Origin of the sequence: Streptomyces sp. NBC_01390 (assembly GCF_045040105.1) — a bacterium.
In the GTDB taxonomy this organism is placed as follows: domain Bacteria; phylum Actinomycetota; class Actinomycetes; order Streptomycetales; family Streptomycetaceae; genus Streptomyces.
On sequence record NZ_CP109551.1, the window covers coordinates 10,921,001 to 10,933,132 of the forward strand.

11 protein-coding genes are annotated in these 12,132 nt (G+C 69.2%); all 11 read right to left on the reverse strand.

What is annotated here, in order from left to right; all coding sequences use genetic code 11:
- Positions 1-5 precede the first annotated feature (5 nt).
- A complete protein-coding gene (gene glnT / locus OG241_RS48685; protein ID WP_405825449.1) occupies positions 6-1,343 on the reverse strand; it encodes a type III glutamate--ammonia ligase in 1,338 nt (445 codons plus the stop codon).
- Positions 1,340-2,341 (reverse strand): heme-dependent oxidative N-demethylase family protein, encoded by a 1,002-nt coding sequence (locus OG241_RS48690; protein WP_405825451.1) that lies wholly within the window; start codon positions 2,339-2,341, stop codon positions 1,340-1,342. The genes glnT and OG241_RS48690 overlap by 4 nt, the downstream gene beginning before the upstream one ends.
- Positions 2,338-3,270, reverse strand: coding sequence for a PDR/VanB family oxidoreductase (locus OG241_RS48695; RefSeq protein WP_405825453.1), 933 nt, complete (start codon positions 3,268-3,270; stop codon positions 2,338-2,340). Before OG241_RS48695 ends, OG241_RS48690 begins: the two co-directional genes overlap by 4 nt.
- Complete coding sequence (locus tag OG241_RS48700; protein ID WP_405825455.1) at positions 3,267-3,782, reverse strand: dimethylamine monooxygenase subunit DmmA family protein; 516 nt, start codon at positions 3,780-3,782, stop codon at positions 3,267-3,269. Before OG241_RS48700 ends, OG241_RS48695 begins: the two co-directional genes overlap by 4 nt.
- Before the next feature lies 1 nt (position 3,783).
- Positions 3,784-4,143 carry a cupin domain-containing protein gene (locus tag OG241_RS48705; protein ID WP_405825457.1) on the reverse strand — a complete coding sequence of 120 codons (360 nt, stop codon included), beginning with the start codon at positions 4,141-4,143 and terminating at the stop codon, positions 3,784-3,786.
- Between the two features lie 96 nt (positions 4,144-4,239).
- On the reverse strand, positions 4,240-5,085 hold the full coding sequence (gene purU, locus OG241_RS48710) for a formyltetrahydrofolate deformylase (RefSeq protein ID WP_405825459.1): 846 nt from the start codon (positions 5,083-5,085) through the stop codon (positions 4,240-4,242).
- A 6-nt stretch (positions 5,086-5,091) separates the two neighbouring features.
- Positions 5,092-6,432 carry a flavin-containing monooxygenase gene (locus OG241_RS48715; RefSeq protein ID WP_405825460.1) on the reverse strand — a complete coding sequence of 447 codons (1,341 nt, stop codon included), beginning with the start codon at positions 6,430-6,432 and terminating at the stop codon, positions 5,092-5,094.
- Positions 6,433-6,580: 148 nt separating this feature from the next.
- Positions 6,581-8,905, reverse strand: a complete 2,325-nt coding sequence (locus OG241_RS48720) for a DUF1989 domain-containing protein (protein WP_405825462.1) — start codon at positions 8,903-8,905, stop codon at positions 6,581-6,583.
- Positions 8,906-9,137: 232 nt separating this feature from the next.
- Positions 9,138-9,782: a helix-turn-helix domain-containing protein gene (locus OG241_RS48725; protein WP_405825463.1), complete on the reverse strand. Its 645-nt coding sequence runs from the start codon at positions 9,780-9,782 to the stop codon at positions 9,138-9,140.
- A 148-nt stretch (positions 9,783-9,930) separates the two neighbouring features.
- Positions 9,931-10,287 (reverse strand): hypothetical protein, encoded by a 357-nt coding sequence (locus OG241_RS48730; protein WP_405825465.1) that lies wholly within the window; start codon positions 10,285-10,287, stop codon positions 9,931-9,933.
- Positions 10,284-11,792: an APC family permease gene (locus tag OG241_RS48735; RefSeq protein WP_405825466.1), complete on the reverse strand. Its 1,509-nt coding sequence runs from the start codon at positions 11,790-11,792 to the stop codon at positions 10,284-10,286. The genes OG241_RS48730 and OG241_RS48735 overlap by 4 nt, the downstream gene beginning before the upstream one ends.
- Between the last annotated feature and the right edge of the window lie 340 nt (positions 11,793-12,132).

Genomic DNA, 12,132 nt, shown 5'->3' on the forward strand with positions numbered 1-12,132 from the left:
GTGGTTCAGAACGCGGTGAGATAGCGGTCGATCTCCCACGAGCCGACCGTGCTGTGCCAGGCGAAGAACTCCTCGCGCTTCAGCCCGGCGAAGTAGTCGGCCACCCCCGCGCCCGCGGCGTCGAGTGCCCCGCTGATCACGGGGTTCTCGGCGAGCGCCTCGACGGCGTGCAGCAGCGTCATCGGCAGTTCGGGGCGTTTGGCACCGTCCGTCCCCGGCGAGCCCGGGTCCAGGTTCCGTCCGATCCCGTCGAGCCCGGCCGCGAGGGCCGCCGCCAGCGCCAGATACGGGTTCGCGGAACCGTCGCCGCCGCGCAGCTCGATGCGGTTGCCGTCGGGGACGCGGACGAAGTGCGTACGGTCGTTGCCGCCGTAACTGGCGTGCCGGGGCGACCAGGTGGCGCCCGAGCGGGTGGAGACGGCGCCCGTGCGCTTGTAGGAGTTGACGGTCGGTGCGAGCACCGCCTGCATGCCGGGCGCGTGCTCCAGGATTCCCGCGAGGAAGGAGTACGCCAGCGGGGACAGGCCCAGCGCCCGCTCGTCCTCCGCCTCGGGGAACAGGGCGGTGTCGCCGTTCCACAACGACAGGTGCAGATGCATGCCGCTGCCGGTGCGGTCGGTGAACGGCTTGGGCATGAACGTCGCTGTCATGCCGCGCTGTTCCGCGAGCATGGAGATCAGATAGCGGGCCGTGATGACCCGGTCGGCCGTGGTCAGCGCGTCGGCGTAGGCGAAGTTCTGCTCGAACTGGCCGTTGCCGTCCTCGTGGTCGTTGGCGTAGTTGCCCCAGCCCAGCTTGTTCATCGCCACCGAGACCGTGGTGAGGTGGTCGTACATCCGGGTCAGTCCGCGCGCGTCGTAACAGGGCTGGGCGCTGGTGTCCTTGGCGTCCGCGGGCGCGATCCGGCCCCCGCCGTCACGCTCGACCAGGAAGTACTCGACCTCCGCGCCGGCGTACAGCTCCAACTCCCGTTCCCTGGCCCGCTCGAGCAGTGTCCTGAGGATCACCCGCGGTGCGTACGGCCACGGCTTTCCCTCGACATGCGGATCGCAGTGCACGAGAGCGAGGCCCTCGCGGACCCACGGCAGCGGCGTGTACGAGTCCAGGTCGGGTATGGCGATCAGGTCGGGGTCGCAGGGCTGCTGGCCGATCGCGCCGACCGCGTATCCGGCGAAACCGACGCCCTCGTGCTGGAGTTCGTCCGCGGCCTCGACAGGGACGAGTTTGGCGCACGGCTTGCCCGTCAGATCCACGAACAGCGCGAGCAGGAACTTCACATCGTCGGCGCGGGCACGTGCGGCGAGGTCGGCGGACGGGGCGGACGTGAGGGCTTCGTCGGTCATGAGGACTCCGGAGGCGATTGAGGGGACAGCAGCCAGTCCGCCGCCTGGTGGCGAAAGCGGGTCAGACCCTTGTAGTCGGCCATGTCGTCGGGCAGTTCGGCCAGGACGTGCCCGAACCGCGCTCGCCAGGCCGGCACCTGCGCCAGCTCGGCCAGCGACAGCATGTAGGTGCGGATGAGGAACATCACGGCCCCGGAGGCGCCGAGCCGGATGAGGTGCTGCACCTCGACGCGCAGCTGAAGCCGCTCGGCGAGCTCCCGCTCGGGCGCTTCCGCGATGGTGCGCCGGTCCCTGCCCCAGGCCGGATAGACCTCGGTGGACTGGTCGAGCCGCCGGTCCACGGACATCGTCCAGTTGGTACGCCGGTACTCCTGGCCGGGCAGCAGCCGCATCAGGAAGCGCTCGGCACGCGGGATGATGCCCTCCTCGTGGACGCGCGGCACCGGGCCGTGCACTTCCAGAAAGCGCATCCCGACGTCGAAGTGCATCGACCAGTCGGCCGCGAAGGTGACCAGTCCGGCGTCGGCCCACAGGGACCCCTCGCGCTGGTCGAGCAGCACGATGTCGTCCTGGACCTGACTGCCGAGGAACCCGAGCGGTCCGCCGGGCAGCGCGTCGTCGTCGCCGTCGCGGAAACGCTGCTCCACGCCGAGGAGGTCGTTGCGCCAGAGGAGATCGTGCCCCTCCCGGCGCAGCTCCATCACGTCCGGACGGAGCGCGGCCAGCTCGCGCAGCACCGTGTGCAGGGCGTCCCAGCAGGCGGGGCGCATATGAGGCAGCACGGTGAGCCGGGTCGGGTCGGCCGCCAGGATCCGCTCGCGCTGGGCGAGTTCGTCCGCGTACTCGTCGTCGACGTCGACGACGGTGGCGCCCCACTCGCCCGCCTCCGTCGCGACGGGCACCCGGGCGGGCTCGACGTTGGTGGAGTAACGGTAGGAGTCGGTGCGGAACGGGAAGGGGAAGCGGGTGATCCGGGCGGGGAGTGCGGTGACCGTCACAGGTCCACCTCCAGGTTCTCGGTCTCGCTGCGGGACACACAGCACATGACGCTGTCGCCGGCCGCACGCTCGTCCTCGGACAGGAACTCGTCGCGGTGCAACGGCCGCCCGGCGAGGACCGGTACCCGGCACTCGCCGCACACGCCCTGTCGGCACATGCTCGCCACCGGCACCCCGGCCCGCTCCAGTGCGTCGAGCAGACTCGTGCCCGCCGGTACGGTGATGTTGCGGCCCGAACGCCTGAGCCGCGCCGTGAACGGCTGTCCCGGATCGAGTTCGGCGGGCGTGAACCGCTCCAGATGCAACCGCTGCGGCGGCCAGCCGGCGGTGGTCGCCTCCTCGGTCACCCGGTCCATCAGCGACTCCGGACCGCACATGTACAGATGCGTGCCGATCGGCTGCGAGTGCAGCGCCTCGTGCAGCAGCCCCGCGAACTCGCCCGAGCCGGCGGCCCGTTGCATGCGCCCGCCGAGCAGCCGGGTCAGCTCCTCGACGTACGCTCCCTGGCCGGCGCGGTGGCCGTACAGCAGCCGTACGTCCCGTCCCCAGCGCACCGCGTCGCGCGCGTGGCTCAGCATCGGGGTGATCCCGATGCCCCCGGCGATCAGCAGATGGCGCCGCGCGGTGGACACCGGCGGGAAGTCGCTGCGCGGGGAGGACACCCCCACCCGGTCACCGGTCCGGAAGCGATGCATCTGCTCCGACCCGCCGTTTCCGCCGCGCAGCCGCAAAACGGCGACGGTGTACTCGTACGGCTCGATCCCGCTGCTCGTCAGCGAGTAGGCGTTGCGTCGCGCCCCGCACTCGACGACCACATGACTGCCCGGCGGATGCGCGGGCAGCGGGCCGCCGTCGGAGCGGGCGAGCGCGAGTTCGCGGATGCCGTCGGCGATCTCGGTGCTGCGCCGGACGATCAGCTTCAGCGTCATGGCAGTTCCTCCGCGTCGGCCATGAACCCGAGGTGGGCGGCGTGCCGCCGCGACACGTGGTGATACACGAGCAGCGAGCGCCCGCATCCCGCGCATTCGGTCTCCGCACCGAGCGCCACCTCGGCGACGGTCGTCGTCCGGCAGTGCGAGCACCACACCCGGCGCCGCGCCGTGTCCGTGACCACCACGGTGATCTCCGCATCGAGGACCCCGCCCGCCACCGCCTCGGCGTAGGCGAGCAGCACCTCGGGCTCCGGGCCCGCGAGCAGCAGCCGCCACCCCACGGTGGCGGCGGCGATCTGCTCGCGGAGCCAGGCGAGGCCGACCCCCGTGGCGGCATCGCCGTGCCAGGGCCACACCGCTCGCCCCAGGGCCGCCAACTCGCCCCGCCAGGCGGCCCCGAGCGCGTACGCGGCGGGCCCGAAGGTCATCACCGCGTACGCGTTCCCGGAGCGGTCCAGGCCCGGGTCGGCCGTCGGCCAGCGCGGGACACTCGAGTGCTTCAGGCCCATGTCAGGGCGCGAAGGTGCGGTGGCCGGCGTAGAAGCCGACGGCGTGGCCGGAGGTCTCGAACTTCACCGTCGTGCCCTTGGGGAAGAACAGCACATCCCCCTTGACCGCGGTGACGACCTGCCCGGTCGCCATGTCGGTGAGGGTGAAGTCGCCCTCGACGACGTACTTGGTCTCGTCGTACGTGTACTCGTAGATGAGCGGCTCGGAGTGGAACAGCTCGAAGAAGCCGGAGCAGATCACCGCGCCGCCCGGGTTGACGAACGCGTCGCCGATGAACGCCTTGGATCCCTCGACCTCCATGCTCGGGAGGTTGGTCGCGCCGTCCTGCACCTTCAGGATCGGACCTTCGGTCGTGGTCATCCTCACCCTCCTGATGTGTATCCTGACGTGAAATCTAGTGTCATACGGTGAAACGATGGATGGGTTACACCCCTGTGAACTCGGGGTACGTCCCGCTCAGCCGAAGACGACGGTGCGGTGTCCGGTGAGCAGCACCCGGTCCTCTGCATGCATCCGCACCGCCCGCGCCAGCACCAGCCGCTCGATGTCGCGGCCGATCGCCACGAGCTCCTCAGCCGTGTGGCGATGGCCCACCCGTACGACGTCCTGCTCGATGATCGGGCCCTCGTCGAGGTCGGGAGTGACGAAGTGGGCCGTGGCGCCGATCAGCTTCACGCCCCGTTCGTGCGCCTGGTGGTACGGCTTCGCACCCTTGAAGCCCGGCAGGAAGGAGTGGTGGATGTTGATGATCCGGCCCGGGAGCTCCCGGCACAGCTCGTCGGTCAGCACCTGCATGTAGCGGGCGAGAACCACGAAGTCGACGGCGTACTCGGCGACGATCTCGAGCAGCCGGTCCTCGGCCTCGCGTTTGGTGGCGGGCGTCACCGGGACATGCACGAAGGGGATGCCGTAGCGCTCGGCGGTGGCCCGTGCGGACGCGTGGTTGGAGACCACGACCGGTATCTCGACCGGCAGTTCGCCGGTCTGCCGCCGGTAGAGCAGATCATCGAGACAGTGCTCTGACCTGGACACCATCAACAGCGCCCGCCGCCAGGTTTTTTCGGCGCGCACGGTCAGCACGGGCCCGAAGCCGGCAAGCTTCGTGCCGAGCGTGTCCCGTACGACCGAGTGATCGGTCTCGGGGCTCGCGAACACTGTCCGCATGCAGAACAGCCCGGTGCTCGGGTCCGAGAACTGGGCGCTCTCGGTGATGTCGCCCTTGACCTCGTAGACGGCGTCCGCGAGCGCCCGGACGATGCCGGGCCGGTCCCGGCACTTCAGCGTCACGAGATAGCGGTCCATGGCCGGTCACTTCGTCCGGAGGAAGGTGGCCAGGGAGTCGTCGAGCTCGTCCCACCAGGGGGTGTGGTGGACCGGGCCGACCGTGCCGGTGCACGGGGAGGCGAAGGACTTGTTCCGGTAGCCGGTGATGGACTCCTCCTTGTGGTGTTCCCAGGTCGCGAAGTGCTCTCGGGCCAGGGCGAGGTCGAAGTCCGGGTAGTCGGTGGCCGCGAGGAGTTGGCGCAGGTAGTCGGTCTGGAAGTCGATCTCGTCCATCGGCCCGTCGAGGGTCTCCAGGCGGCCGCGCCAGGCTGCGATGTCGGCCTCCATCGCGTCCGCGCCGGGCGGTTCGATCCGGCCGAGGACGACGTCACGCACGTAGAACGCCTGCGCGTCGAACATCGAGAACGTGTAGTACTGGTCCTGCATCGCCAGGTACATCAGCTTGGGGTTGGGTTTCCAGACCACTCCCTTGTACAGCTTCTCCGGGTACAGGTTGTTGCCGGTGCGCAGCCTCAACTCCTCGTCCATGAACGGGAAGCTGTGCTGGTAGCCGGTGCACAGGATGATCGCGTCCACATCCCGTGCGGTGCCGTCGGCGAAGTGCGCGCTACGCCCCTCGACCCGATCGAGGCCGGGAACCTCGCTGATGCCGTCCGGCCAGCCGAAGCCCATCGGGCTGCTGCGGTACGAGATGGTGACGGACTTCGCGCCGTACTTGAGCGACTGCAGCGCGATGTCCTCCGCGGAGTAGCTGCTGCCCAGGATCAGCAGGTCCTTGCCGGCGAACTCGCCCGCGTCACGGAAGTCGTGCGAGTGCAGAATGCGCCCCGGGAAGGCCGCGAAGCCCGGGTACTCGGGGAAGTTGGGCGTCGAGAAGTGCCCGGTGCCGACGATCACCCAGTCGAACTCCTCGGTACGACTCGTGCCGTCGGCCCGGTTCTCCACCGCGACGGTGAAGAGCTCGGACGTCGCGTCGTACGCGACCCGGCGGACGGGCGAGTCGAACCGGATGTACTGGCGGACGTTGCTCTTCTTCGCCCGGCCGGTGATGTAGTCGTGGAGCACCTCCCGCGGAGGGAACGACGGGATGGGCCCGCCGAAGTGCTCGTCGAAGGTGTAGTCGGCGAACTCCAGGCATTCCTTGGGCCCGTTGGACCACAGATAGCGGTACATCGAGCCGTGGACGGGGTCGCCGTGCTCGTCGAGGCCGGTGCGCCAGGTGTAGTTCCACAGTCCGGCCCAGTCGCTCTGCTTCTCGAAGCACACGACCTCGGGGACGTCGGCGCCACCGCGCCGGGCCTCCTCGAAGGCGTGGAGCTGGGCCAGGCCGCTGGGGCCGGCACCGATGATGGCAACGCGGGACATACTGAACCTCCGGGGGCGGGAGAGGGGTAGGTCTGTGAGCGGGTGCGGGAAGCGCGGGTAGGTCTCTGTGCGGGGTGCGGGGACTGGTCTATGGCCGGGGCGGGAGGCGGGGACAGGCCTCTGACCGGAGGCGGAAGACGGGGCAGGCCTATGAGCGGGGGCGGGTCTTGTCCGGGTCGTAGAACGGGAAGCGGACCACCTGGGCAGGGATGCGCTTGCGGTGGCCGTCGAGCTTGCCGATCTCGACGGCCGTGCCGAGATCGGCGTACTGGACGGCGATCCGGCACAGGGCGATGTTCTTGCGCAGGACCGGGGACCGGGTCGCGCTCGTCACCACGCCGACCTGGGAGCGGCCGACATGCACGCAGTCGCCGTGCCGGGCGGGTTCGTTGCCCTCCAGCTCCAGTCCGACAAGGGTGCGCTGGGGGTTGGCCCTGCGGGCGAGCAACGCCTCGCGGCCGACGAAGTCGTCCTCCTTGGACTTCAGCGGGACGGTGAAACCGATGCCAGCCTCGTACGGGTCGGTCTGGTCGCTGAAGTCGTGTCCGGCGAAGACGAGCCCGGCCTCGATCCGCAGCATGTCGAGCGCCTGGAGGCCGAGCGGGGTCAGGCCGAACGGTTCACCGGCCTCGCGTACCGCGTCCCACAGAGCGGTGGCGTTGCGGGGATGCGTCCAGATCTCGTAGCCGAGCTCGCCGGAGTAGCCCGTACGGGAGACGAGCAGCGGAATCCCGTTGTGGTCACCGAGCCGGCCGATCGCGAAGCGGAACCAGCCCAGCTCGGTGAAGGCGGGCTGGGTCGGCGGAGTCCAGATGATCTGGGCGAGCAGTTCACGGCTCGCCGGTCCCTGGACCGCGATGTTGTGCAGCTGGTCGGTGGACGGCTTGACCCAGACACGGTCCAGGCCCAGGCGCTCGGCCTGTTCGCGCAGCCAGACGCCGTCGTAGTCGTCGCCGCCCACGAAGCGGAAGTTGGTGTCGCCGAGCCGGAAGACGGTGCAGTCGTCGAGCATTCCACCGGTCTCGTTGCACATCGCCGAGTAGACGACCTGGCCGTGCGAGAGCTTGCGGATGTTGCGGGTGAGGGTCGCCTGGAGCAGCGCCTCCGCATCCGGGCCGGTGACCTCGAACTTGCGCAGTGGGGACAGGTCCATGACCGCGGCGCGCTCGCGGCAGGCCCAGTACTCGGCCTGCGGGCCGTGGTTGTCGTAGCTGTCGGGCAGCCAGAATCCGCGGTATTCGGTGAACTGACGGGTCAGCGCCCGGGTCCTGGGCGCGAACGCCGTCTGCTTGCTGAGCGTCGGCTCGGCCTCCGGGGTGACACGGTGGGCGATGGCCATGGAGAAGGACCTCCTCGCGTCGTAGACGCGGACGTGGATGTCGGTCGGCACCCAGGCGTTCGACGGGTCGATGTCGTCGGGGCAGGCGGAGGAGGCGCAGACGAGGTCCGTCATGGCACGGAGCAGGACGTAGTCGCCGGGACGAGACCACGGTTCGTCGAAGATCAGCTGATGGTCGTCGTCGAAGGCGGTGTTGTAGAAGAGGTTCAGGGCGGGCCAGCCGGCACGGGCGGCGACGCCGTAGCCGCCGAGCTTTTCGTTGAAGTTGTCCGTGCAGTTGGGATGGCCCGGGTAGCCCATGTCCTCGTAGTACTTGGCGTTGCAGGCGAGTCCGAAGGTGTCGTGGCGCCCGACCGTGTCGCGGACGACCTCCACCAGTGGCTGCGCCTCCTCGTCGTAGAACTTGCCGTGCAGGCCGGGCCGCGGATAGGCGCGGCCCGTGAAATAGCGGGTGGTGGTCGCGTCGAGACCGCGCTCGACGCCCTGCTGCAACTGCCGGGCGCCGAAGGCCAGGAAGTCGGAGCACTGGCGCCCCTCGACATCGATGACCTGGACGTACTGGCCCTTCTTCACCTCGTACGCGCGGGCGCTCGTGGCATCGATCCGCAGATCGAGCACGGGCTCGGCGAGTGGCTCGGGCAGCAGCGGCTCGAATGTGCGGCGAGGGGTCGCACGGCGTACTTCGAGGAGCAGGTCGGAGGGCGGATTCGCGGTGGCATCGTGGACGTCCATGGGAGCGGCGGGAGCCGCGACCAGGGCGACGGCCTCCTCGGCGGCGGTGAACACCTCCTGGGACCCGGCGGCGGACCAGGGCCCGAACAGCTGTACCGCCAGGGCCTGGTGGGGATCGACGCCGTGCTCGGCGGCCACTGGTGAAGCGGTCGAGGCGCGCAACACCGTCGCAGGCACGTCCAGGGTGATCCCGAGCGCGGCGCCGGTGCAGCCCGTGCGGTCAAGGACCGTGAGCTCGGCGGGCTGCCGACCGTGCAGGTCGATCACGGTGATCCGGTCGCCGGGGGCCAGCCGTACGCCGGTGAGACCGCCAGGGCGCACCGGATAGGTCTCGAGCCCCGGCTCGCGGGGGATGAGGCCGGGAAGGAGGAGTCGTGGGGGCGGCGGGGACAACTGTGCCATGCGAGCTCACCTCTCGTGTCCTCTGGTGAAATTAAGTATCGCGAGAGGAAACAGACTCGCTGGTTTCGGGGCGGTTACGACATGTAAAGGTCGACGCTCGGTCCGTGCCGGCAAACGGAAAGCCCGGCCGTCGACATCCCCGTCGGCTTACGGGGGCGGGCCAGGCTTGTCTTCCTCTGCTTCGGTCAGCTCTTCGGTGTGTCCTCCACAGTTGCCTTCGCGCCGTGCGGCGTCAGGCCTCCATGTCCCCGTACGCCACGACGGAGAGGAAGCGGATCGGCAGCTCAACCAGCTCCTGCGGGCCGTGCATGCCCTCGCCGTCCAGCTGCAACGCGTCACCGGGACGCATCAGGTACGAGGCGTCGCAGTGCCCGTAGACCATCTCGCCCTCCAGCATGAACAGCAGCTCGGTGCCCGGGTGTTGAAAGAGCGGGAACACCTCACTCCGCTCTGTCAGGGTGACGAGATGTGCCTCCATCCGTTTGTGCTGTCCACGCAGCGCGCCGATCAGGGTGTAGTCGTGCCCCACGCGCGAACCGCGCTGTACGATCCGCGCTCCGGTGCCGGCCTGCGTGAACACCGCCTCGCGGTTGTCGTCGGCACCCCGGAACAGCGCGGTCACCGGCACGTCGAGCGCCGCCGCGAGACGGGACAGGGTGGTGAGGCTGCACGAGGTCTGGGCGTTCTCGATCTTCGAGAGCATGGCCTTGGAGATGCCCGCCCGCTTCGCCATGTCCCCGACGGTGAGCCCTGTCGCCAGTCGGTAGCGGCGCACCTGCACCGCGATCGCCCGCTCCAGGACTCCATCGACGGGGGCCGGTTGGTTGACCTCGCGGGCGGCCGGGCCGTGGTCGATTCGGTCCTGCTCCTCGTTCATCCTTTGCCGTCCATTCGGGCAGCATAAACGGCTGGTGCGGTGGGTGATGCCGTGATCTCCGCGAGGGGGCGGAGCCCGGGCCGGGACGCTCAAAGCCCGTCGGTCCGCATCCGGTCGGGCAGCAGCCGGGCGAGAGGCGGGGCGAAGGTCATGATCGCTTACTCGGTGATACGGCCTGGGGCAGATGCTGGTACACCTGGGCCAGCCGGCGCCGGTAGCGCGGCCGGTACAGGAATGCGGCGACACCGAGGACGATGGGTACCAGCAGGATCCGGCCAGGTTCGATGAAGGCGAGAACCGCGGCGGCGGTCACCGCCGACAGCACAGCGAGGAGGACCGTGAGCCGGATCCGGCGAAGTTCGGCGGCGAACCCGGCGAGCCCGGCGGTGGATCGCTGGTCGGCCTGCCAGGCGGAGCCGCAGTCCGGGCATTGCCAGGCCTGGTCGACTCCGGTGTACCGGATCCTGCCGGTGGCGCCGCATACGCAGGTGATCGTCAGGTTCACGCCGCGACCTGTTCGACAGCGTCGTCAGCCTCAGTGTCAGCGTCGTCGCGGAGCCGGAAGCTCTTCTTGTCCTCGACGACCTGCCGGTACACATACAGCACACAGGCGAAGGCCAGCAGGCCGATGCCGATGAGCAGTTGACCGTACCCGCCGTACCCGGTCAGTCCGAACGACAGGGATCCCACGACGAGCAGCACCAGGTTGAACATGGCCAGCACACCGGCCAGGACCACCCACCCCTTGGCCAGCCGCAGGGGCCGCGGCCATGCGGGCCGGTCGCGGCGCATCAGCACCACGGCGGACAGCGCGAGGACATGGCACAGGACGTAGCCGAGGTTGCTCGCGGCGAGCACCGCGACGGTGGTCGGGAGCAGCAGCACCGCGAGAATGTTGGCCACCACGTCCACATACATGCCTCGGTTGGGCACGTTGTGCTTGTTGAGGTGACCGAGCCAGCGCACGGTCATTCCGGCCCTGGACATCCCGTACAGCGTCCGGGCCCCGCCGGCGCTCGCCGCGTTCATGCCCAGGATGAAACTGCCGATCATGAAGATGATCACGACATTCGACAGCCCGCTGCCGATCTCCCGGTGGAGGAGGTCCGTGTAGAACCCGAGCGGTGACTCCGCCATGGCCTGCTGGTCGATCACCCCGCCCAGGGCCAGGGGGAGCAGCGCGTACACGGCGAGTGAGAACATCGCCCCACGCTGCAGGGCCAGCCGGGTGTCCCGCTCGGTGTCGTGGTATTCCGGCGCGAAGGTGGCGCTGACCTCCACCCCGTAGGCGGACCAGGAGTTCAAGTACAGCCAGACGAGCGCGAGTTGCGCAGTGCCCCAGCCCGAGGCGCCGGCCCCGCCGAACCCCCAGCTCATCCGCGACCACTCGAAGTCCGACAGGAAGAACGGCACCAGCGCGAACAGCACCAGCGGCACCATGAGCAGCCCGCCGGTCAGGTAACCGAGGAATTTGACCGGTTTGATGCCCAGCGCGTTGATGACCCAGATGGCCAGGATCAGTCCGATGGCGATGACCCGTGGCAGGTCCAGATGGATCAGGCCGGACGTGCTCCACGTCTGGCCGGGGAACCACTCCGACTGCGCCAGACCCCCGATGGTCATCCCGAAAATCGCCAGGACAGACGACCAGCCTGCCCAGTATCCGACGGCTGACATCGGCCCGGCCAGGCTGAACCGCTTGCGCCAGCCTTCGAAGGCGTACATCGCGATGCCGCCGGAGTGGGTGGGGAACATCGTGGCCGGCTCGGTGTAGATCTTGTTCTGTAGTACGGCGATGACCATGGAGCCGAGCCAGACGGCCAAAGCTCCGAGGGCGCCGAGTTGCCCGGTGGTGTAGCCGATGTTGGCGATGATGAAGCCGGGGTTCGACAGCGCCATGACGAAGCCGTCGTACCAGTGCATGGTCTTGAGCAGTGAGCGGTCATCGACGGTGACCGTGGCAGTGCTCGGTACGGGCTCCGAGCCGGTGATTTCACGGGGAACTGTCACGGCATGTCCTTCCAGCAGTCGGCGAGCAACTGTGCGGCGGTGTCGCGGCGGCGCATGGGCCCCTTGCCACCGGCCCTGTGCCGGGGAATCCGGCGAGAACAGAGGCGAACAGGAAATTCCGGGCGGGAACTTGTGCAAGTTTGGTGAGGCGGCGAGGTGGGTGCCGGTCCGGAGCAGGATCGGCCAGAACCGGCGAGCCGGATCAGATGCCGGACCTGGACCGGGAGGTGCAGCGGTCGGGCAGGCCTTCACCGTCGACAGGAGGCGCCGGTCGCGCCCCCGTTCGGGATACCTCTCGTCCTTGATGTGCGGGCAGAGCGCCCGCTTCTCGGGGCAGTCC